We start from the raw sequence: 21,340 nt of genomic DNA, 5'->3' as shown, positions 1-21,340 counted from the left end.
CATGGAACTCGGCAGCCTGATCGGACGCCTCAACGCGGAAAGTCGCCGGGCCCTGGAACGGGCTGCACAGCGCTGCCTGCAACGTACCCACCACTACGTGGAAATCGAGCACCTGCTGCTGGAGCTGCTGGATATCGAAGGTGGCGACCTGGCCTGCCTGCTGCCGCGTTTCGGCCTGGAGCGCGACACGCTCGCCTCGGAGATCAACCAGGCGCTGGAACTGTTCAAGGCCGGCAATACCCGCACCCCGGCGCTCTCCGCGCAGACCATCGGCGTGCTCGAGGATGCCGTGGTGCATGCCAGCGTGCTGGGCCAACAGAGCATCCGCTCCGGCCTGCTCCTGCTCGCCCTGCTCGACCGCGACGAACGCCGCACCCTGCTGCTCAACAGTGCCTCGTCACTGCTGCGCATTCCGCGCGAAGCCTTGCGCAGCAACCTGCTGGAATGGACCCAGCCCTCCCGCGAGCAACCCGCCGCCGCCCAGGCCGCCAAGGGAAAGCCCGCCCAGCCAGGCGCCCAGGACTCCATCCTCGACCAGTACACCCAGGACCTCACCGCCGATGCCCATGCCGGGCGCATCGATCCCATCGTCGGACGCGACAGCGAGATCCGCCAGAGCATCGACATTCTCCTGCGCCGCCGGCAGAACAACCCGATCCTCGTGGGCGCCCCCGGCGTGGGCAAAACGGCTGTCGTCGAAGGGCTGGCCCTGCGCATTGCCGCCGGCGACGTGCCGCCACCCTTGCAGGACGTCAGCCTGCGGGTGCTCGACCTCGGCCTGCTGCAAGCTGGCGCTGGCGTCAAAGGCGAGTTCGAACAGCGCCTGAAAGGCGTGATCGACGGGGTACGCAATGCTGACAAGCCAGTCATCCTGTTCATCGACGAGGCCCATACCCTGATTGGCGCCGGCGCCGCCGAAGGCCAGAGCGACGCCGCCAACCTGCTCAAGCCGGCCCTGGCCCGTGGGGAACTGCGCACCCTGGCCGCCACCACCTGGCTGGAGTACAAGAAGTACTTCGAGAAGGACCCGGCCCTGGCCCGACGCTTCCAATTGGTGCAAGTGGAAGAGCCGGACGAGACCACGGCCGTGGAAATGCTCCGGGGAGTCGCCGCCAAGCTGGAACAGCACCACGGCGTGCAGGTACTGGATGCCGCCATTCACGACGCAGTGAAGCTTTCCCATCGCTACATCTCGGGTCGACAGCTGCCGGACAAGGCCATCAGCGTGCTCGACACCGCCTGCGCCCGCGTCGCCCTCGGCCAGCACGATGTGCCTCCGCCGCTGGAAAGCCTGCGCCACCGTGAGCAATCCCTGGAAGAAGAGCTGCAACGCCTGCGTCGCGAACAGGCCACCGGCCTCGACCACCGCGAGCGCATTACCGCACTGGAAACTGAATCGCGCGGCAACCTCGTCGCCATCCGCGAGCTGGAAACCCGCTGGGGCGAGGAACGTGAAGCCGTGCGCGAATTGCTGGAGGCCCGCCGGGAACTGCTCGCCCTCAGCGACAGCGTCGACACCAGCAAGCCCAACGAAGAATTGGATGACCGTATCGACCACCTGGCCGCCGAACTGGCGCGCCTGGAAGCTGGCCTCGATGCCATTCGCCAGGACGACCCACTGGTGCCGGAGCAAGTCGATTCCAAGACCGTGGCTTCGGTCATCGCCGGCTGGACCGGCATCCCTATCGGCAAGATGCTCGCCGACGAAGCCCACGCCGTGCGTACCTTGGGCCAGCGCATGGCGCAACGGGTCATGGGCCAGGAAGCTGCCCTCGCCACCATTGCCCAACGCATCCAGGCCTACCGAGCCGGCCTTACCGACCCGGCCAAACCGGTGGGCGTGTTCCTGCTGGTGGGCCCCACCGGCGTCGGCAAGACCGAGACCGCCTACGCCCTGGCCGATGCCCTCTACGGCGGTGAGCGCAACCTCATCAGCATCAACCTCTCCGAGTATCAGGAAGCCCACACCGTCAGCCAGCTCAAGGGCGCCCCGCCCGGCTACGTCGGCTACGGCTCCGGCGGCGTACTGACCGAAGCCGTGCGCCGCCGACCTTACTCGGTGGTGTTGTTGGACGAGATCGAAAAGGCTCACCCGGATGTGCTGGAAGCCTTCTACAACGTCTTCGACAAGGGCGTGATGGAAGACGGAACCGGCCTGGTGGTGGACTTCAAGAACACCGTGATGCTCGCCACCAGCAACGTCGGTGCCGAACTGGTCCTCGACACCCCGCTCGACCAGCTCGCGGGCGACGCTTTCAACGAACGCCTGCGCAAGGTCCTGCTGCAAGCCTTCCGCCCCGCCTTCCTCGCCCGCATGACTGTGGTGCCCTACCGCCCGCTGGACGAAGCGACCCTGGAAGGCATCGTCATCGCCAAGCTGGAGAAGCTCCAGGGTCGCTACAAGGCCGCCACCGGCAAGCAGTTCGACTTCGACCCGGCCATCGTCAAGGCGGTACTCGCCAAGTGCAGCTCGGCGGGAGCGCGGGATATCGAGAACGTACTGATGGCGCAGGTGACGGGGAAATTGGCGGAGTGGGTGTTGGAATGACGGTCTGAATCAGGAGGTGATATATGCCAGTCGCACATGTAAGTGCCGCCGTGGGGACAGCCCATCGAGATATCGTCCGGGAACTTGCAACGGCCTGCATTCTGCAGTTCCAGAGCATCAGGGGACCGGGAAACGGCGTCGGAAACGGGTCCTGCTGCGCAAGCGTCAGATTGACCGCCCCGGGGCCGTGGGGCGCTCCCGATTACCGATTCGGGCAAAGTCAGGCACATCTCCTGGACGCGGACGCAATCAATGTCGGCGGTCTGTTCAATCCCCAACACCATGCAGAAAGACAGGCGCATGCCGCCGGGAATCTTGCTGGTGGATACGTGCCGCATCTGTTCGTCGAACTCCCTCCTTGTGGTGGCCACAACGGCTGTGCCAACTGGTGCGCGGCCAACATCACCAATGTGAACGTCTGGTACCTGTACGCCAATACGCAGGCCATGGTCGCTGCCCATAGCGCTGGCAACTTCGCGCAGTTCACGGCCCTGAACCAGGCCCTGCCATAAGAAGCTGCGGCCGGAACGCCCCGAAGCCAAGCAAGTGCCTGCGCACGACTACAAAGAAGGAACATTCAGATGGCGAACGCAGAAGTCTATGCAAAATGGAGTGGCCAGGCCGATGGCAATCGGCGCTCCGGAGGCTGGAGCGGGCCGCACGGCAGTGCCAGTGCTTCAGGCGCAGGTGGAATAGTTGCACTGAACCAACATGCTGAGCGCCTGGCATGGAAAGCCGCATGGCCCTCACGAATCCGTGCGCATATCCAACAAACCATCGGAAATTTTCCGAACCAGACATATCAGATAAAGATCTGGGTTGATCAACAGGTTTGCCCAACCTGCCAGAAGTGGATGGTCATCGACGTCATCGGCCATCTGAAGCTTCTCCAGCAGTCATATCCCACCCTGAAAGTCGAGCTGTATGCCGAGGTGCTTTTCGCAGGCGTCACGAGAAAAGTACGCGTACAACGAACAACGGTCTGGCCAATCGAAATCGGCAATCAGAGCACCTACCAGAACCTGCCCGTTATTTATAACTGACAGAAAAAGCCGATGATCCGCCGGGGCTGACCTACATGAACATCATGAGTTGGAACATCAAGCAATTTAACTACAACCCCCAAAAGGACAAGTCCGAGCAACTGGCTCGCATGGTTCAGATAGCGGAAATCGTTTCGAGCCGGAACATCGACATCCTGACCGTCCTTGAAGTACGTCCGTCCGTAAAGAGCCCGATATTCGGCGAGTCCTATGACGATAGTCAGGGAGCGCTTGCGATTGCTCAGTTGAAGGAAATCCTGGGAGAGCAGTGGCAGTACAGCTTGTCTGGCGGGAATGCATACAAGGAAAGCAACAAGGGTGAACTGTATGCGTTTCTATGGCGTTCCGACCGGGCAGTGCCCTTGAGTGAGCCATCACTTACCAACACCAATGCACAGCAGAAGATCCTGCCGTTCAAGAACCGTGTGCCGGCCATGATGCTGTTCGGGGAGAACGGCACAGAGAACATCGTCGCCGTGATGGTCTACCACGCACCCAACCCGAGCGAAATGAGCGACAAGGAAATTGGCTACATAAAGCAACTTGCCCATGTTCAAGAGTTTCCGACGGTACTCTGCGGCGACTTCAACATGAACACCCACGATGTATTCACCATCTTGCAGCCGGAATTCAATCTGGCGGTCACCAATGAAACCAGCCTGAGGGTCAAGCCTACCGGCACTGACAATCCCTATGACGCCATTTTCTATCACGGCCTGACACTGCAGTCCGCTGGTGGGGATAACCTGCTGACGACGGTACAGAACGCTCTGGACATGACAATCAGTACGACCCAGGAGATAAAGTCCATCAAGCACTACACATCGGACCACGCGCCGGTATGGGCGCAGTTTTCCCTCACCTGACGAGAACACGGCCACTAAATGGATTTCACACTTACGGTCGGAGGGATCGACAATTTCACGGCTGATCTCTGTTCAGGCTCAGAGAATCTGCAGGACTTTTTCGGTCTGACACTGTTCGGTCACAGCGCCACCCCTGTAACCCTTTCCAGCACCATCGCCACCCACCTCACCACCACCCTCCACATCGACGCCAAGCAACGCCCCCTCGACGCCCTGGTGGCTGAAATCCACCAGCTCCCCGCCGACGCCACCGCCGAGCGATACCAACTGGTGCTGCGCCCCTGGCTCTGGTGGTTGACCCTGGCCAGCAATAATCGTGTGTTCCAGAACAAGACCACCAGCGACATCGTCACCGGCATCTTCACGGCCCACGGTTTCACCGATTTCAAGCTGTCCCTCAGCGGCAGTTACAGCCCGCGCGAGTATTGCGTGCAGTACGGCGAAACCGATTTCGCCTTCGTCTCGCGGCTACTGGAGGAGGAAGGCATCTTCTGGTTCTTCACCCACGAGGACGGCAAACACACCCTGGTGCTCGGTGACAGCAACGACGCCTTTGCGCAGATACCCAACGGGCCGACCGTGCCCTATCTGGGCCAGGGGATCGGCGTGCGCGAACTGCATGGAGTGCGCTCCGGGCAGCTATGCCTGCAAGCGGTGGCCGGGATCTACAGCGCCACCGACTACGAGTTCACCACCCCCACGACTTCGCTCTATAGCCAGGCCGAAGCGGTGGCAGGACCGCGATCGATTTACGAACATCCGGGCGGCTATACCGCCAAGGCCCGAGGCGACGCGCTGTCCAAGCAGCGGGTGGATGAGCTGCGTAGCCAGGAGAAGCGCTTCATCGGCGAGAGCGACTGCCGCTGGCTGGTGCCGGGACACTGGTTCACCTTGAGCGGGCACGACGATACGTCGCTCAACATCGACTGGGTGGTGACTTCGGTGACCCACGAGGCCAGCCACGAGCATTACCGCAATCGCTTCGAAGCCATTCCCAAGGCCAACCACTACCGCCCCCCGCGTGCCACGCCCAAGCCGCGGATGCATACGCAGACGGCGGTGGTGGTGGGCAAGAGCGGCGAGGAAATCTGGACCGACCAGTATGGCCGCATCAAGATCCAGTTCCCCTGGGACCGCGATGGCAAGAATGATGAAACCTCTTCCTGCTGGGTGCGGGTGGTGCTGCCCTGGAGTGGCAAGGGCTTCGGCATGCAGTTCATCCCGCGTATCGGGCAGGAAGTGATCGTCACTTTCATCGATGGCGACCCGGACCGCCCACTGGTGACCGGCTGCGTCTACAACGGCGACAACACCCTTCCCTATGCCCTGCCGGACAACCAGACCCAGTCCGGCATCAAGACCAACTCCTCCAAGGGCGGCGGCGGTTTCAACGAATTGCGCTTCGAAGACAAGAAGGATGCCGAGGAGGTGTTCCTCCAGGCGCAGAAGGACATGAAGGTCAACGTGCTCAACGACAGCACCGCCACCATCGGCCATGACGAAACCCTCACGGTGCAGAACGCCCGCACCCGGACGGTGAAGGAAGGCGACGAGACCATCACCCTGGAGAAGGGCAAGCGCAGCGTCACCATCCAGACCGGTAGCGACACCCTGGATGTGAAGGACAGTCGCACTGTGAAGGTTGGTGCCGACCAGACCCACAGCACAGGCGGCAATTACAGCCACAAGGTGACTGGCAACTACGAACTTACGGTAGACGGCAACCTGACCATCAAGGTCAGCGGCACGCTCACCTTGCAGAGCGGCGGCAGCCTGACAATCAAGAGCGATGCCGACCTCGCCGCACAGGCCGGGACCTCCATCACCCAGAAGGCCGGCACGTCCCTGACCAACCAGGCGGGCACGTCGTTGGACAACAAGGCCGGCACGACCTTGACCAACGACGCCGGCATCAGCCTGACCAACAAGGCCAGCGCCGAGCAGACGGTGGACGGCGGCGGCATGCTGACCATCAAAGGCGGTCTGGTGAAGGTGAACTGAGCATGGCGCAATCCGGCAAGCTCGACCTCATCCGTGGCGACAGCCGTATGCAGGGCAATCTGCAGGACGGTGGCCTGGAAGGGCCAGTGCGTATCGAGGAGGCCGGTCGCCCCCAGGCGCAGCTCGGCTACAGCCAGGGCGAGCTGAACGGCCCGAGCACCCTCTTCCACCCCAACGGCAGGGTTTCGGCGCAGATGCCCTACCTGCGCGGCAAGCTGCATGGCGTGGCGACCTTCCATGCGCCAGAAGGCTGGCTGCAACGCAAGGTGAGCTATCGCCACGGGCTGATGCATGGCGAAGCCACTAGCTATTACCCGGATGGCAGCGTTGCGGAGATCGAACAGTATCGCGATGGCGTACGCGACGGTCCTTACCAGCGCTTCCACGGTAATGGCCAAGTGGCCCTGCGTAGTCGCTACCTGAAAGGCCAGATGCTGGAACCGGGTCAATCCTTCGCCGAAGACGGCCGGCCGCTGGACGCCGATGGCAAGCCCATATCGCGGCTGCTCTGGTGGTGGAAGCGCTGGACCGAACCCGCCGAAGCCTGACGCCCATCCCTGTAGGAGCGAGCTTGCTCGCGAACCAGGCCGACCATTCGCCGGCAAGCCGGCTCCTACATGCACCTGCCACAGCCTGTAGGAGCGAGCTTGCTCGCGAACCGGTCCAGCCATTCGCCGGCCAGCCGGCTCCTACATGCACCTGCCACAGCCTGTAGGAGCGAGCTTGCTCGCGAACCGGGCCGACCATTCGCCGGCAAGCCGGCTCCTACATGCACCTGCCACAGCCTGTAGGAGCGAGCTTGCTCGCGAACCGGGCTCGCGCCGGCTTAGGGAATCAGCATCTGCACCTGGCCAGGCATCTGGATCTTGATCACCCCCGCCCAGCTACACATCAGCGTGCTGTTGGCATCCAGCGCCGGCATGTTGCCCAGCAGCACGGTCGGTGCGCCGCCCGGAATCCAGGGCGCCGCCGTGGCCGGTATGCAGGGCATCGGGGTCAATACGCCAAGAGCGGCGGCGGTGGCGGCGGCCACGGTGGGATTGGCCAGGCTCTGACACATACCGAAGGTAGGGATGTTCACCAGCGGGATGTGATCCATGATGTTCGCCGCCGGCATTCCGCCCGTCATCGTCCGGTTCACCGGCAGAACATTCAGCACCGTCGGCGCCACGCCAAAACTGCATTGCAGCGTCGCACCGCTGCACACCTGCGGACATCCCATGTTCCACCCTCCTCCGTTCGTCGCCTGAAACTCTAGACGACCCTCTCGATTGTCGCCCGGCGCAACAACCAATCACATTACAACCAACAGCTAGATCCTTCCTGTATCACATCACTTGATACAGGATCGCACCTCGTCCTTGTGGGAGCGAATTCATTCGCGATTATCGGCCGCACGCGCTCTGGAATGGGACTCCAGCCCATTATCACTGACCTATCGCGAATGAACTCGCCCCCACAGATAACGCATCGCTGCCAGGCGGCTTATGCCTGAAGCCCACCCTTGTCCTTCCGCGAAGCGATACAAAAACCATATTCGATACACATTTTAGTGTTTGATATTTGTTTTCGTATCATTTAAAAATAGCGCCATGGCCAAGCCACCCCACGAACCCTGCATGGCTGGAGAACGGCATGTACGCACAATTGGTTGAGACCGGCGTGAAGCGCGTGAAAGCGCTGGAGGAGATGTCCCCCGAAGAACGCGCCTTCCAGGAGAAGATCGACGCGGAGATCAAGATCGAGGCGAAGAACTGGATGCCGGACGCTTACCGGCAGACCCTGATCCGCCAGATTTCCCAGCACGCCCACTCCGAGATCGTCGGCATGCTGCCCGAAGGCAACTGGGTGACGCGCGCCCCGACCCTGAAGCGCAAGCTGCAACTGATGGCCAAGATCCAGGACGAAGCCGGTCACGGCCTCTACCTGTACAGCGCCATGGAAACCCTGGGTGCCGACCGCGACGCAGAGATCGCCAAGCTGCACAGCGGCAAGGCCAAGTACTCCAGCATCTTCAATTACCCGACCCTGAGCTGGGCCGATATGGGCGCCGTGGGCTGGCTGGTGGATGGCGCCGCCATCGTCAACCAGGTGGTGCTGCAGCGGACCTCTTACGGCCCCTACTCCCGCGCCATGATCCGCATCTGCAAGGAAGAGTCCTTCCACCAGCGCCAGGGCTACGAAATCCTCCTGCACATGATGCGTCACGGCACCCAGGCCCAGAAGGACATGGTCCAGGACGCCATCAACCGCCTCTGGTGGCCGTCGCTGATGATGTTCGGACCGAGCGACGCCGACTCCCCCAACAGCGCCCAGTCCATGGCCTGGAAGATCAAGCGCCAGAGCAACGACGAGCTGCGCCAGCGCTTCATCGACCAGACCGTGCCGCAACTGGAACTGCTCGGCTGCACCGCCCCGGACCCGCACCTGAAGTGGAACGAGGAACGCGGTCACTACGACTTCGGCGACATCCAGTGGGAAGAGTTCTACGAAGTGCTCAAGGGTAATGGCCCGTGCAACGTCGAACGCGTCGCCACCCGCCGCAAGGCCATCGAAGACGGCGCCTGGGTCCGCGAAGCCGCAGTTGCCCACGCCCGCAAACAACAACAGAAACGCGACGCAGCCTGAGTCGTCTCGAGGAGAAGAACAAATGTCCGAGTGGACCCTTTTTGAAGTCTTCGTGCGCAGCAAGCACGGCCTGAACCACAAACACGTCGGCAGCGTGCATGCCGCCGATGCGCGCATGGCCATCGAGAACGCCCGCGAGCTGTACACCCGCCGCAACGAAGGCGTGAGCCTCTGGGTGGTGCCGTCCGCGCTGATCACCGCCTCCTCGCCGGACGAGAAAGAGCCGCTGTTCGACCCGTCCCAGGACAAGGTCTACCGCCACGCCAGCTTCTACGAACTGCCAGCCGAAGTCGGCCACATGTGAGGCCGCTGCCATGACCGAACGCGAAGACCTCATCCAATACCTGCTGCGCCTCGGCGACAGCGCCCTGATCCAGGGCCAGCGCCTGTGCGAATGGTGCGGCCACGCCCCCGCACTGGAAGAAGAGCTGGCGCTGATGAATGTCGGCCTTGACCTGGTGGGCCAGGCTCGCAACTGGCTGGATTACGCTGCGGAGCTGCTGGACGACGGCCGTGACGCCGACCACCTGGCCTTCCGCCGCGACGAGCGCGCCTACCGCAACCTGCTGCTGGTGGAACAGCCAAACGGCGACTATGCCGTGACCATCACCAAGCAGTTCTTCTATGACGCCTGGCACTTCCAGGTCCTGCATGGCCTCTCGCAGTCCAGCGACGAGCGGGTCGCCGGCATCGCCGCCAAGGCACTGAAGGAAGTCACCTATCACCTGCGCCGCTCCAGCGAATGGGTCGAACGCCTGGGCGACGGCACCGAGGAAAGCCACGAGCGCATGCTGGCGGCCATCGGTGACATCTGGCGCTTCACCATCGAACTGGTGAACGGCGACGACGTGGAGCAGCGCCTGTTCGAGGCTGGTATCGCGCCGAACCCGGCTGAGATCGCCGCAGCCTGGAAGTCCAAGGTTGCCGACATCTTCGCCAGCGCCACCCTGCCCCTGCCGGAGCCGGCCAGCTATTTCTACCTGTCCGGTCGCAAGGGCCTGCACACCGAGCACCTCGGCCTGCTGCTGGCAGAAATGCAAATACTCCAGCGGACCTACCCCGATGCGTCCTGGTGAGCTGATCGCCAGCGACCGTGGCGCCAGGGCCGGCGCGCCAGATGATCTGGCGCGCGCCTGGTCGGTATTGGGCGAGGTGATGGACCCGGAAGTGCCGGTGGTCAGCGTGGTCGACCTCGGCATCGTCCGCGGCCTCGACTGGCAGGACGGTCACCTGCATGTGGTCGTCACCCCGACCTACTCCGGCTGCCCTGCAACCGAGGTGATCGAGCAGGACATCGAGCAGGCTCTGGAAGGTGCCGGTTTTTCCGCACCGAAGCTGGAGCGTCGCCTGACGCCTGCCTGGACCACCGACTGGATCAGCACTGACGGCCGCGAGCGCCTGCGTGCCTATGGCATTGCGCCACCGGCCGGCAGCACCAGCAAGCGCAGCCTGATGGGCGACGCCGGTGATGTCTGCTGCCCGCAGTGCGGTAGCGCCCACACCGAGTTGCTCAGCCAGTTCGGCTCCACCGCGTGCAAGGCCTTGTATCGCTGCATCGATTGCCGCGAGCCCTTCGACTATTTCAAGTGCATCTGAGTGGCTTGCCACCGGAGACGACCAAGATGAGCAAGTTCCACAGCCTTACGATCAAAGAAGTCCGCCCGGAAACCCGCGATGCGGTCTCCATCGCCTTCGATATTCCCGCCGACCTGACCGAGGCGTTCCGCTTCACCCAGGGCCAGCATCTGGTGATGCGCACCCAGATGGACGGCGAGGAAGTGCGCCGTTCCTACTCCATTTGCACTGGCGTCAACGACGGCGAGCTGCGGGTGGCGATCAAGCGTGTGGCCGGCGGCCGTTTCTCCGCCTTTGCCAATGAAAGCCTGAAAGCCGGCCACAGCCTGGAAGTGATGCCGCCCTCCGGCCACTTCTTCGTCGAGCTCGATGCCGCGCGCCACGGCAACTACCTGGCAGTGGCGGCCGGCAGCGGCATCACGCCGATCCTGTCGATCATCAAGACCACCCTGGAAAGCGAGCCGAACAGCCGCTTCACGCTGATCTACGGCAACCGTTCCAGCGCTTCCGCTCTGTTCCGCGAGCAGCTGGAAGACCTGAAGAACAGCTACCTGCAGCGCCTCAACCTGATCTTCGTGTTCAGCCGCGAGCAGCAGGACGTGGACCTCTACAACGGCAGGATCGACGCCGACAAATGCGGCCAGCTGTTCTCCCGCTGGATCGACGTCAAGGCCCTGGATGCTGCCTTCATCTGCGGCCCCCAGGCCATGACCGAGACGGTGCGTGACCAGCTCAAGGCCAACGGCATGCCCACCGAGCGCATCCACTTCGAGCTGTTCGCCGCTGCTGGCAGCAACGCCAAACGCGAAGCCCGTGAAGCCGCCCGCACCACCGACAGTGCTGTCAGCCAGGTCACCGTCATCGCCGATGGCCGTGAAATGACCTTCGAACTGTCGCGCAACAGCGTCAGCGTGCTCGACGCCGGCAACGCCCAGGGTATGGAACTGCCCTACTCCTGCAAGGCCGGCGTGTGCTCCACCTGCAAGTGCAAGGTGGTCGAGGGTGAGGTGGAGATGGACAGCAACTTCGCCCTGGAGGACTACGAAGTGGCCGCTGGTTACGTGTTGTCCTGCCAGACCTTCCCGATCAGCGAAAAAGTAGTCCTCGACTTCGACCAGCTGTAAGCAACACCCGTAGGAGCGAGCTTGCTCGCGAAGCTGTTTGGCAGAAACCGTTCGCCAGCAAGCTGGCTCCTAAAAAAAAACTAGAAAAGCAGTACCCGCGTTACCCCGTTCAACACAAGCAGCCTTGCCGTCGGCCGTTGAATGGGCGCCTCGACAATCACAAAAAGAGAGAGCAACCATGACCCCGCAAGACCTCGATCGCATCCGGGAGAACCCGGACTTCATCCAGCTGGTCCGCCGCAAGCAGCGCCTGACCTGGTCCCTGACCGCTGCCATGCTGGTGATCTACTACGGCTTCGTGCTGCTGGTGGCCTTCGCACCCGGCGTGCTCGGCCAGTCCCTCAATGGCGGCGTTACCAGCGTGGGTATGCTGGTGGGCGTGGTCATCATCCTGCTTTCCTTCGCGCTCACAGGCATCTATGTGAAGCGCACCAACAGCGTCCTCGACCCGCTGAACGACAAGCTCAAGCAGGAGTGCGGCCAATGAAAGCGCTCGCCTCCCTGCTGCTCATTGCCGGCCTCGCGGCCTCCCAAGGCGCCTTTGCAGCCGACGCCGCAGCCCGCCCGCTGAACTGGAACGCCATCTACATGTTCCTGGCGTTCGTGCTCTTCACTCTCGGCATCACCCGCTGGGCCGCCCTGCGCACCCGCTCGGCCGCCGACTTCTACACCGCCGGAGGCGGCCTCACCGGTTTCCAGAACGGCCTGGCCATCGCTGGCGACATGATCAGCGCGGCATCGTTCCTCGGCATCTCCGCCATGATGTTCATGAACGGCTACGACGGCCTGTTGTACGCCCTGGGCGTGCTCGCCGGATGGCCGATCATCCTGTTCCTGATCGCCGAACGCCTGCGCAACCTCGGTAAGTACACCTTCGCCGACGTGGTGTCCTATCGCCTTGAGCAAAGCCCGATTCGCATCACCGCAGCCTTCGGCACCCTGACCGTGGCGCTGATGTACCTGGTGGCGCAGATGGTCGGCGCCGGCAAGCTGATCGAGTTGCTGTTCGGTCTTTCGTACTCCCAGGCAGTGATGCTGGTGGGCGTGCTGATGGTCTGCTACGTGACCTTCGGCGGCATGCTGGCCACCACCTGGGTTCAGATCATCAAGGCCGTGTTGCTGCTCTCCGGCACCACCTTCATGGCCTTCATGGTGCTCAAGCACTTCGGCTTCAGCACCGAAGCCATGTTCTCCGCCGCCGCCTCGGTCCATGCCAAGGGCACGGCCATCATGGCGCCGGGCGGGTTGCTGTCGAACCCCATCGACGCCATTTCCCTGGGGCTGGGCATGATGTTCGGCACCGCCGGCCTGCCGCACATCCTGATGCGCTTCTTCACAGTGAGCGACGCCAAGGAAGCCCGCAAATCGGTGTTCTACGCCACCGGTTTCATCGGCTACTTCTACCTGCTGCTGATCGTGGTCGGCTTCGGTTCCATCGTCATGGTCGGTACAAATCCCGAGTTCCGCGACGCAGCTGGCACCATAATCGGCGGCGGCAACATGGTAGCCGTGCACCTGTCCCACGCCGTCGGCGGCAGCCTGTTCCTCGGCTTCATCTCCGCCGTGGGCTTCGCCACCATCCTGGCGGTGGTTGCCGGACTGGCCCTTTCCGGCGCCTCGGCGGTTTCCCACGACCTGTACGCCTGCGTGATCCGCAAGGGCAAGGCCAGCGAGCGTGAAGAAATGCGCGTGTCGCGCATCGCCACCCTCTGCATTGGCGTTCTGGCGGTAATCCTCGGCCTGCTGTTCGAATCGCAGAACATCGCCTTCCTCTCCGGCCTGGTGCTGGCCATCGCCGCCTCGGTCAACTTCCCGGTGCTGTTCCTCTCCATGTTCTGGAAAGGCCTGACCACCCGTGGCGCCGTTGCCGGCAGCGTGGCTGGCCTGATGTCCGCCATCGTCCTGCTGGTGCTGAGCCCCGCTGTCTGGGTCAACGTGCTGCATCACGACAAGGCGTTGTTCCCGTATTCCAACCCGGCGCTGTTCTCCATGGGCCTGGCCTTCTTCAGTGCCTGGCTGCTCTCGGTGACCGATGCCTCCGAGCGCGCCAAGGAAGAACGTGGTCGTTACCTGGCCCAGTTCATCCGCTCCATGACCGGTATCGGCGCAGCCGCCGCCAGCCGCCACTGAGCCCTGAACAACCGGACGATGGATACAAGAACAATGACCCAAAGCCGTACCACTGCGCCGCTCCTTGCGGCGCTCACCCTGCCCTTTGCCACCTCGGCGCTGGCGGGTTTCATCGAAGACAGCAAGGGCAGCCTGGAGCTGCGCAACCACTACATCAATCGCGACTTCCGCCAGGACGGTGCCGCACAGTCCAAGGCCGAAGAATGGGGCCAGGGCTTTACCGCGCGCCTCGAATCCGGCTTCACCGAGGGCACGGTCGGCGTCGGCCTCGATGCCATCGGCGAACTGGGTGTGAAACTGGATTCCAGCCGCGACCGACGCGGCACTGGCTTGCTGCCGTTCGACCCGGTAACGAAAGAGCCGGTGGATGATTACAGCGAGCTGGGTCTGACCGCCAAGCTGCGCGCTTCGAAAAGCGTGTTGCGCCTGGGCACCCTGCAGCCGCTGCTGCCGGTGGCCACCTATAACGACACCCGCCTGCTTTCCTCCACCTTCCAGGGCGGCATGCTGACCAGCCAGGAGCTGGCCGGCCTGACCTTCAACAGCGGCCGCCTGACCCGTACCAACCTGCGCGACTCCTCCGGCCGCGACGACATCGGCTTTGGTGCCGCCACCAGCGACGCCTTCGACTTCGCCGGCGGCAGCTACGCCATCAACCCGCAACTGGCGCTCAGCTACTACTACGGCCTGCTGGACGATATCTATCGCCAGCAGTTCGTCGGCCTGGTGCACACCATGCCATTGCCAGGCGGCTTCAACCTGAAGAGCGACATCCGCTACTTCGACAGCCGCGGCGATGGCGTAGAGCGCGCCGGTGAAATCGACAACCGCAACTTCAATGGCATGTTCAGCCTGGGCAAGGGCGCCCACCGGATCAGTGCAGCCTTCCAGCGCATGTCCGGCGACAGCGCCTTCCCCTTCCTCAATGGCGGCGACCCGTATGTGGTCAACCTGGTGACCTTCAACACCTTCACCCGCGCCGAGGAAGATGCCTGGCAACTGCGTTACGACTACGACTTCGCCGCTCTCGGCATCCCGGGGCTGACGTTCATGACCCGCTATGTCGACGGCAGCAACGTCAAGACCGCGACCGGCGACGACGGTGAGGAATGGGAACGCGACAGCGACCTCGCCTACGTCATCCAGAGCGGCCCTGCGAAGGGCCTCAGCCTGCGCTGGCGCAATGTCACCTTCAGGTCCGGCAATGGCCTGACCACCGATATCGATGAAAACCGCCTGATCCTCGGCTACACCCTGGCCCTCTGGTAAGGCACCCGAAACCGTAGGAGCGAGCTTGCTCGCGGATAGCTGCGATTCGCGAGCAAGCTCGCTCCTGCAAACGAAACCCACATCGGAGCCCATCGCTCCGTCCCCCTCACGGAGAAATCCTCATGAGTAACGCCCCCACGCTGCAAAGCTTCATCGGCGGTCGCTGGATCGGCCAGCAAGGCGCCCAGGCACTGCGCAGTGCCATCGACGGCAGCACGATCGCCCGCGCCCACGAGGAATCCCTGGACTTCTCCGAAGCCATCGAACATGGCCGCAAACGCGGTATCGCCAGCCTCATGGCCCTCGATTTCCAACAGCGCGCGGCGCGCCTCAAGGCCCTGGCGCTGTACCTGACCGAGCACAAGGAACAGCTCTACGCGCTGTCGCGCCACAGCGGCGCTACCCGTGCCGACAGCTGGATCGACATCGAGGGTGGGGCCTCCACCCTGTTCAGCTACGCCGGTGTCGGCGCTCGCGAACTGCCGTCCGGCAACATCGTCCATGAAGGCCCGGCAATGCCGCTGGGCAAGCAGGGCACCTTCGCCGGCACCCACATCCTGGTGCCGCGCGGCGGCCTGGCCGTGCACATCAACGCATTCAACTTCCCGATCTGGGGAATGCTGGAGAAGTTCGCCCCGAGCTTCCTCGCCGGCATGCCCTGCATCGTCAAACCCGCTACCGCCACCAGCTACCTGACCGAAGCCGCCGTGCGCCTGATGAATGAATCCGGCTTGCTTCCCGAAGGCAGCCTGCAGCTGATCATTGGCAGCACCGGCGACTTGCTGGACCGCCTGCAAGGCCAGGACGTGGTGACCTTCACCGGCTCGGCCGACACCGCCGCCAAGCTGCGCGTGAATGCCAACCTGATTCGCAACTCCATCCCCTTCAATGCCGAAGCGGACTCGCTCAACTGCGCCATCCTCGCTCCGGAAATCACCCCTGACGATCCGGAGTTCGACCTCTTCGTCAAGGAAGTCGCCCGCGAGATGACGGTGAAGGCTGGCCAGAAGTGCACCGCCATTCGCCGTGCCATCGTCCCCGCCAAGCACATCGACGCCGTAGCCGAGCGTCTGCGCGAGCGTCTGTCCAAGGTCGTGATCGGCGACCCCGCCGTAGAGGGCGTGAAGATGGGCGCGCTGGCGTCCCATGCCCAGCAGGCCGACGTGGCCGAGCGCCTGGACGCCCTGCTGGCCAGCAGCGACTTGCTGTTCGGTGCCCGCGACGGCTTCGCCCCGCGCGGTGAAGGCGTGAACGAAGGCGCCTTCTTCGCGCCCACCCTGCTGCGCGCTCGTGATCCGCACGCCGAAGGCGGCGCCCACGACATCGAGGCGTTCGGCCCGGTGAGCACCCTGATGGCCTACGACGACATCGACGAAGCCATCGCCCTGGCCGCCCGTGGCAAGGGCAGCCTGGTGGCCAGCCTGGTCACCAAGGACCCACTCGTCGCTGCCCATGTGGTACCGCAAGCTGCCGCCTTGCACGGTCGCCTGCACATCCTCGACCGCGAATCCGCCGCCGAATCCACCGGCCACGGTTCGCCGCTGCCGGTGCTCAAGCACGGCGGCCCCGGCCGTGCCGGCGGCGGTGAGGAACTTGGCGGCCTGCGCGCAGTGAAGCACTACCTGCAACGCGCCGCCGTCCAGGGTTCGCCCACCATGCTGGCCGCCGTCACCGGCGAATACGTACGTGGCGCCAAGGTGGTCGAAACCGAAGTACACCCGTTCCGTCGCTACTTCGATGAACTGCAAATCGGCGAATCCCTGCTGACCCACCGTCGCACCGTCACCGAAGCCGACATCGTCAACTTCGGCTGCCTGTCGGGCGACCACTTCTACATGCACTTCGACGAGCTGGCCGCCAAGGAATCCCAGTTCGGCAAGCGCATCGCCCACGGCTATTTCGTGCTCTCCGCCGCCGCCGGCCTGTTCGTCTCCCCGGCCCCTGGCCCGGTGCTGGCCAACTACGGTTTGGACAGCCTGCGATTCATCACCCCGGTGGGCATCGGCGACACCATCCAGGCGCGCCTGACCTGCAAGCGCAAGATCGACCAGGGCAAGAAGAGCCCCAAGGGCGAGCCGCAAGGCGTGGTGGCGTGGGATGTGGAGGTCACCAACCAGAACGGCGAGCTGGTGGCCAGCTACGACATCCTGACCCTGGTGCTGAAGCGCCCGGAAGCTGCATGAACCGAGTCGCTGCGTGAGTTTACGACCGGCCTTAGGGCCGGTTTTTTTTGCCTGCTCGGACGATTCGCTTTCTGCAGGGGCGATTTCAATCGCCAAGCGGACCGCAGGTCCGCCAGTCCAAGCCAGCGGGGCAGCTGCGCCGCCCTTGGCGAATGAATTCGCCCCCACAACAAGCGCCACGCCGGCGGTCCACGCCGATTCTGGCACGCAGCCTCAAGCCCTTGGCAAGCAGGCACAAGGCCAGTGCACGGCAACTCCTTAGTATCCGGTCGCAGAAACGCTCCGCTGCCAATACCAAGAAGAAGGAAGCCTTGCCATGTCCCGGTCAAACCTGTTCCGACTTTCCACCCTGGCGCTGCTGGTGGGTGCCGCTACCCAGGCGGGTGCCTATGAGCTCTACGCCGACGAAGACACTCACCTGAACGCCACCCTGGAGGCCGTGTACGGCTTCTTCCACAGCCAGGAAAACTACGCCATCGCTGGCTCGAAGAGCGAGGGGTCGTCGTCCTGGCGCGAGGGCTATGCCAAGTACGGCATCAGCTTCGACCAGGGTCTGGCAGGGGCCGGCACCAGCTATGGCGCCTTCAACATGCTCAGCTCCGGCACCTGGGGTGACGGCGACGCGGCTGGCTTCACTGATGGCTCCGAGCGCACCACCAAGATCGAAGATGCCTATCTCGGCTGGCGCTCCGGCCTGTTGTTCGAGGCTCTGGGCGAAGGCGGTGTGGACTTCTCCTTCGGCCGCCAGAACATCATGATCGGCGACGGTTTCCTCATCAATGGCGATGCCCTCAACCTCGGCAAGGGCCTTGCCGACGGCGAATTCAACCGTGGCGGCGCGTACTGGCTGGCGGCACGCAAGGCATTCGACCAGACCGCCATACTGCGTCTCGGCGGCAAGGATGGCCTGCGCGGCGACCTGATGTGGCTCAAGTCCGACAACCGCGCCCAGGCCAAGCCCGAACTGCTGGTGGGCAACCTGGAGCACGTATCCGAGGCCGGTACCCTGGGCCTGACCGCCATCGATATCCGCGATATCGATGAAGAGTTCGCCTCGCCCTTCCAGGCCGAACGCGACGGCATGAAGACCTACAGCGTGCGCGGCCAGGGCAATGCCGGCGTAGAGAACCTGTTCCTCTCCGGCGAGTACGCCTGGCAGGACAAGAAGAACGTCGACGACGAGGACGCCTGGTACCTGGAAGCCGGCTGGACCTTCTCCGATGTGGCCTGGAGCCCGAGCGTGAACTACCGCTACAGCCGCTTCTCGGAAGGTTACGACCCACTGTTCACCGGCTTCAGCCGTGGCTACGGCACCTGGTTCCAGGGCGAGGTGGCGGGTAACTATGCCGGCCCGTTCAACTCCAACACCCAGGTTCATCACGTTGCCTTCAAGGTGACGCCGCTGGAGAACCTGAGCCTTGGCGCGCTGTGGTTCGACTTCAACACCCTGGACCGCGACCTCGGCAACTTCGATGGCCGCGAGGTGGACCTCTACGCCGAATGGGCGGTGACTGAAAACCTGATCGTCATGCCGGTGGTCGGCCTCTACAAGCCTGACCGCAGCGCGGACGAAGGCGGCACTCAGCTCGGCGGCAACGACAGCAACCTCTACAGCCAACTGGTGTTTGTCACCATCTTCTGAACCAATCCGGGGCGGCAGCGCCCCGGTTTCCCCAGGCGACCGCGCCCATGACCAGCCCCAGCCTCAGCATCCAAAGCAAGATCACCCTGCTAGCGAGCCTCTGCCTGATCCTGGTGGTGGGGCTGCTGGTCGGCCTGTCGCTCTACCAGACTCGCGCCAGCACCGAGCGGGTCAAGGATTCCAGCGGGCGCATGTTGGCCAAGGCGGCACGCCTCAATCTGCAGGCCCAGGGCAAGGTCCAGGCCCTGCAGATCCAGCGCAGCTTCACCCGCACCCACGAATATGGCCTCGGCCTGGCGCGACACCTGCTTTACCTGCGCGAGCGTGCCACCCGTGGCGAGATCAGCGCAGAAACGCTGCGCGCCGAACTGGTCGGTGAACTGCGCAAGGCCGTCGAGCAACGCCCCGAGCTGCTCGGCCTGTTCCTGATTTTCCAGCCCGATGCACTGGATGGTCGCGACGCCGAATTCCACGGCCGCAATGAGCTGGGCAGCAACGATGCCGGTCGCTTCGCGTTGTACTGGCTGCAAGCGAAACCGGGCGAGCTGCAAGCCGTACCGGGCGATGAGAAACTGCTGGCGGATACCTCCCCCGGCCCCAGCGGCGCACCCTTCAACGCTTTCTTCACCTGCCCGCGCGACAGTGGGCAGCTGTGCTTGCTGGAGCCGTATTTCGACGAGTCCTCGGGCGCCCGCAAACTGGTCACCAGCATCGCTTTTCCGTTGCTGGAGAACGGCAAGGTGCTGGCCGTGATCGGCCTCGACATCAGCCTCGACAGCCTGCAACAGGATGCAGCGGCCAGCAGTCGCGAGCTCTACGAGGGCAACGGCCACATCAGCATCGTCAGCCCGTCGGGCGTGGTCGCCGGCCACAGCGAGGATGCAGGCCAACTCGGCAAGCGTCTGCAGGCAGTGCTGCCGGACCAGGCCACCGAAGTCCTGGATTTCCTCGGCCGCAGCAAGCCCCACGCGTTCATCGACAAGGGGCAGATCAGCGTGCTCGAGCCCCTCTCCCCCATCGCCGGCGCCAAGCCGTGGGGCGTGTTGCTGGGCGTGCCGCAGCGGGTGCTGCTGGCTCCCGCCGAAGCGCTGAAAGTGCAGATGGATGACGAGCGCCTGCAAAGCTCGGCGCTGGAGTTCATCCTCGGCTCAGTGGCAGCCCTGCTGGGGGTCGCCATGATCTGGCTGGCCGCCCGCGGCGTGACCCGCCCGCTGCTGCGCCTGGCTGGCATGCTGGAGGACATCGCTGAAGGTGAAGGTGACCTCACCCGCCGCCTGACCTACGCCCGGCGTGACGAATTGGGTCGCCTGGCGCTCGCCTTCAATCGCTTCCTCGACAAGCTGCAACCGGTGATCGCCAAGGTCCAGGGTTCGGTTCGCGACGCCCGCGACACCGCCGACCAGTCCGCACTTATCGCCCGCCAGACAAGCGAAGGCATGCAGCAGCAGTTCCGCGAGATCGACCAGGTGGCCACCGCCCTTCACGAGATGTCCGCCACGGCCAATGCATCGGCACAAAGCGCGGCCCAGGCCGCCGATGCCGCGCGCAACGCCGACCAGGCCAGCCGTGAGGGCCTGGAGGTGATCACCCGCACAACCAGCGCCATTCACGCCCAGGCGCGGGACATGAGCGAGGCCATGGCTCAGCTCCAGACGCTGGCCCAGAGCAGCGAGCAGATCGGCTCGGTGCTGGAGGTGATCCTCTCCATCGCCGGGCAGACCAACCTGCTCGCCTTGAACGCCGCCATCGAGGCGGCACGTGCCGGTGACGCCGGGCGCGGTTTCGCCGTGGTGGCCGATGAGGTGCGCAGCCTGGCGCGACGCACCCAGGACTCCGTGGAAGAGATCCGCCAGGTGATCGACAACCTGCAGAACGGCACCCGTGACGTAACCCAAGCGATGCAGGGCAGCCACGGCCTGGCCCAGGAGAACGTAAGCCAGGTGCAGCAGGCAGTGACCGCGTTGGAGCGCATCAGCGACGCCGTCAACCTGATCACCGAGATGAACCTGCAGATCGCCAGTGCCGCCGAAGAACAAAGCAGCGTCGCAGATGAGATCAATCGCAACGTCGAGGCCATCCGCGACGTGACCGAATCGCTGTCCGGCCAGGCCGAGCAGTCGGCCCAGGTCAGTCGCCAGCTCAACGAACTGGCCAACCATCAGCAGGGGCTGATGCAGCAGTTTCGCGCCTAGGGGTCCACAAGACTCAGGAGCGTCATCAGGCGGCTTCGCCGCCACTCCCCGTCGCCACCGGCCTGAAGGGTTACCCGCCCCGACTGGTCGGTGGCTCCTGTCACAACTTCTGCGTGGGTGTGACCGCGCCATAGCCGGG

Annotated in this window: 18 protein-coding genes; 17 read left to right on the top strand and 1 reads right to left on the bottom strand. The window is 63.8% G+C overall.

Annotated elements, in window-relative coordinates; genetic code table 11:
- The first annotated feature begins 1 nt into the window (after position 1).
- From tssH to E8E75_RS20980, 6 genes are all read left to right on the top strand, one after another.
- A complete protein-coding gene (tssH, locus tag E8E75_RS21005; RefSeq protein WP_153920310.1) occupies positions 2-2,548 on the top strand; it encodes a type VI secretion system ATPase TssH in 2,547 nt (848 codons plus the stop codon).
- 329 nt (positions 2,549-2,877) lie between these two features.
- Positions 2,878-3,060 (top strand): hypothetical protein, encoded by a 183-nt coding sequence (locus E8E75_RS21000; RefSeq protein WP_153920308.1) that lies wholly within the window; start codon positions 2,878-2,880, stop codon positions 3,058-3,060.
- Between the two features lie 69 nt (positions 3,061-3,129).
- Positions 3,130-3,591 carry a hypothetical protein gene (locus tag E8E75_RS20995; protein WP_120651431.1) on the top strand — a complete coding sequence of 154 codons (462 nt, stop codon included), beginning with the start codon at positions 3,130-3,132 and terminating at the stop codon, positions 3,589-3,591.
- Positions 3,592-3,626: 35 nt separating this feature from the next.
- Positions 3,627-4,457: an endonuclease/exonuclease/phosphatase family protein gene (locus E8E75_RS20990; protein WP_120651432.1), complete on the top strand. Its 831-nt coding sequence runs from the start codon at positions 3,627-3,629 to the stop codon at positions 4,455-4,457.
- Between the two features lie 18 nt (positions 4,458-4,475).
- Positions 4,476-6,458, top strand: coding sequence for a type VI secretion system tip protein VgrG (gene tssI / locus E8E75_RS20985; protein ID WP_153920306.1), 1,983 nt, complete (start codon positions 4,476-4,478; stop codon positions 6,456-6,458).
- Positions 6,459-6,460: 2 nt separating this feature from the next.
- Positions 6,461-7,006: a toxin-antitoxin system YwqK family antitoxin gene (locus tag E8E75_RS20980; RefSeq protein ID WP_120651434.1), complete on the top strand. Its 546-nt coding sequence runs from the start codon at positions 6,461-6,463 to the stop codon at positions 7,004-7,006.
- A 278-nt stretch (positions 7,007-7,284) separates the two neighbouring features.
- Here the strand turns inward: E8E75_RS20980 and E8E75_RS20975 are convergent, their stop codons facing one another.
- The gene (locus E8E75_RS20975) at positions 7,285-7,680 is read right to left on the bottom strand and encodes a DUF4280 domain-containing protein (RefSeq protein WP_120651435.1); all 396 of its coding nucleotides are present in this window, start codon (positions 7,678-7,680) and stop codon (positions 7,285-7,287) included.
- Between the two features lie 413 nt (positions 7,681-8,093).
- Between E8E75_RS20975 and paaA the strand changes: the two genes are divergently transcribed.
- From paaA to E8E75_RS20920, 11 genes are all read left to right on the top strand, one after another.
- A complete protein-coding gene (gene paaA, locus E8E75_RS20970; protein ID WP_120651436.1) occupies positions 8,094-9,086 on the top strand; it encodes a 1,2-phenylacetyl-CoA epoxidase subunit PaaA in 993 nt (330 codons plus the stop codon).
- A 22-nt stretch (positions 9,087-9,108) separates the two neighbouring features.
- Positions 9,109-9,390 carry a 1,2-phenylacetyl-CoA epoxidase subunit PaaB gene (gene paaB, locus E8E75_RS20965; protein ID WP_016493150.1) on the top strand — a complete coding sequence of 94 codons (282 nt, stop codon included), beginning with the start codon at positions 9,109-9,111 and terminating at the stop codon, positions 9,388-9,390.
- 10 nt (positions 9,391-9,400) lie between these two features.
- Positions 9,401-10,162: a 1,2-phenylacetyl-CoA epoxidase subunit PaaC gene (gene paaC / locus E8E75_RS20960; protein ID WP_120651437.1), complete on the top strand. Its 762-nt coding sequence runs from the start codon at positions 9,401-9,403 to the stop codon at positions 10,160-10,162.
- Positions 10,149-10,682, top strand: coding sequence for a 1,2-phenylacetyl-CoA epoxidase subunit PaaD (gene paaD, locus E8E75_RS20955; protein ID WP_120651438.1), 534 nt, complete (start codon positions 10,149-10,151; stop codon positions 10,680-10,682). The genes paaC and paaD overlap by 14 nt, the downstream gene beginning before the upstream one ends.
- 26 nt (positions 10,683-10,708) lie before the next feature.
- Positions 10,709-11,785: a 1,2-phenylacetyl-CoA epoxidase subunit PaaE gene (gene paaE, locus E8E75_RS20950; RefSeq protein WP_153920304.1), complete on the top strand. Its 1,077-nt coding sequence runs from the start codon at positions 10,709-10,711 to the stop codon at positions 11,783-11,785.
- 178 nt (positions 11,786-11,963) lie between these two features.
- Positions 11,964-12,272 (top strand): DUF485 domain-containing protein, encoded by a 309-nt coding sequence (locus E8E75_RS20945; protein WP_120651440.1) that lies wholly within the window; start codon positions 11,964-11,966, stop codon positions 12,270-12,272.
- On the top strand, positions 12,269-13,915 hold the full coding sequence (locus E8E75_RS20940) for a cation acetate symporter (protein ID WP_280359738.1): 1,647 nt from the start codon (positions 12,269-12,271) through the stop codon (positions 13,913-13,915). The genes E8E75_RS20945 and E8E75_RS20940 overlap by 4 nt, the downstream gene beginning before the upstream one ends.
- A gap of 33 nt (positions 13,916-13,948) precedes the next feature.
- Positions 13,949-15,184 (top strand): OprD family porin, encoded by a 1,236-nt coding sequence (locus tag E8E75_RS20935; RefSeq protein ID WP_153920302.1) that lies wholly within the window; start codon positions 13,949-13,951, stop codon positions 15,182-15,184.
- Between the two features lie 122 nt (positions 15,185-15,306).
- Positions 15,307-17,367: a phenylacetic acid degradation bifunctional protein PaaZ gene (gene paaZ, locus E8E75_RS20930; protein ID WP_153920300.1), complete on the top strand. Its 2,061-nt coding sequence runs from the start codon at positions 15,307-15,309 to the stop codon at positions 17,365-17,367.
- Between the two features lie 316 nt (positions 17,368-17,683).
- Positions 17,684-19,009 (top strand): hypothetical protein, encoded by a 1,326-nt coding sequence (locus E8E75_RS20925; protein WP_153920298.1) that lies wholly within the window; start codon positions 17,684-17,686, stop codon positions 19,007-19,009.
- Positions 19,010-19,056: 47 nt separating this feature from the next.
- On the top strand, positions 19,057-21,201 hold the full coding sequence (locus tag E8E75_RS20920; protein ID WP_120651445.1) for a methyl-accepting chemotaxis protein: 2,145 nt from the start codon (positions 19,057-19,059) through the stop codon (positions 21,199-21,201).
- Positions 21,202-21,340: the final 139 nt, after the last annotated feature.

Origin of the sequence: Pseudomonas sp. BN606 (assembly GCF_029873115.1) — a bacterium.
In the GTDB taxonomy this organism is placed as follows: Bacteria; Pseudomonadota; Gammaproteobacteria; order Pseudomonadales; family Pseudomonadaceae; genus Metapseudomonas.
The sequence above is the reverse complement of the archived record's forward strand: the minus strand, read 5'-3'. Positions and strand labels throughout refer to the sequence as shown.

Coding starts and splice junctions, on each gene's coding strand:
- tssH (WP_153920310.1), top strand. CDS start 2: ATGGAACTCGGCAGCCTGATCGGACGCCTCAACGCGGAAAGTCGCCGG.
- E8E75_RS20995 (WP_120651431.1), top strand. CDS start 3,130: ATGGCGAACGCAGAAGTCTATGCAAAATGGAGTGGCCAGGCCGATGGC.
- E8E75_RS20990 (WP_120651432.1), top strand. CDS start 3,627: ATGAACATCATGAGTTGGAACATCAAGCAATTTAACTACAACCCCCAA.
- tssI (WP_153920306.1), top strand. CDS start 4,476: ATGGATTTCACACTTACGGTCGGAGGGATCGACAATTTCACGGCTGAT.
- E8E75_RS20980 (WP_120651434.1), top strand. CDS start 6,461: ATGGCGCAATCCGGCAAGCTCGACCTCATCCGTGGCGACAGCCGTATG.
- E8E75_RS20975 (WP_120651435.1), bottom strand. CDS start 7,680: ATGGGATGTCCGCAGGTGTGCAGCGGTGCGACGCTGCAATGCAGTTTT.
- paaA (WP_120651436.1), top strand. CDS start 8,094: ATGTACGCACAATTGGTTGAGACCGGCGTGAAGCGCGTGAAAGCGCTG.
- paaB (WP_016493150.1), top strand. CDS start 9,109: ATGTCCGAGTGGACCCTTTTTGAAGTCTTCGTGCGCAGCAAGCACGGC.
- paaC (WP_120651437.1), top strand. CDS start 9,401: ATGACCGAACGCGAAGACCTCATCCAATACCTGCTGCGCCTCGGCGAC.
- paaD (WP_120651438.1), top strand. CDS start 10,149: ATGCGTCCTGGTGAGCTGATCGCCAGCGACCGTGGCGCCAGGGCCGGC.
- paaE (WP_153920304.1), top strand. CDS start 10,709: ATGAGCAAGTTCCACAGCCTTACGATCAAAGAAGTCCGCCCGGAAACC.
- E8E75_RS20945 (WP_120651440.1), top strand. CDS start 11,964: ATGACCCCGCAAGACCTCGATCGCATCCGGGAGAACCCGGACTTCATC.
- E8E75_RS20940 (WP_280359738.1), top strand. CDS start 12,269: ATGAAAGCGCTCGCCTCCCTGCTGCTCATTGCCGGCCTCGCGGCCTCC.
- E8E75_RS20935 (WP_153920302.1), top strand. CDS start 13,949: ATGACCCAAAGCCGTACCACTGCGCCGCTCCTTGCGGCGCTCACCCTG.
- paaZ (WP_153920300.1), top strand. CDS start 15,307: ATGAGTAACGCCCCCACGCTGCAAAGCTTCATCGGCGGTCGCTGGATC.
- E8E75_RS20925 (WP_153920298.1), top strand. CDS start 17,684: ATGTCCCGGTCAAACCTGTTCCGACTTTCCACCCTGGCGCTGCTGGTG.
- E8E75_RS20920 (WP_120651445.1), top strand. CDS start 19,057: ATGACCAGCCCCAGCCTCAGCATCCAAAGCAAGATCACCCTGCTAGCG.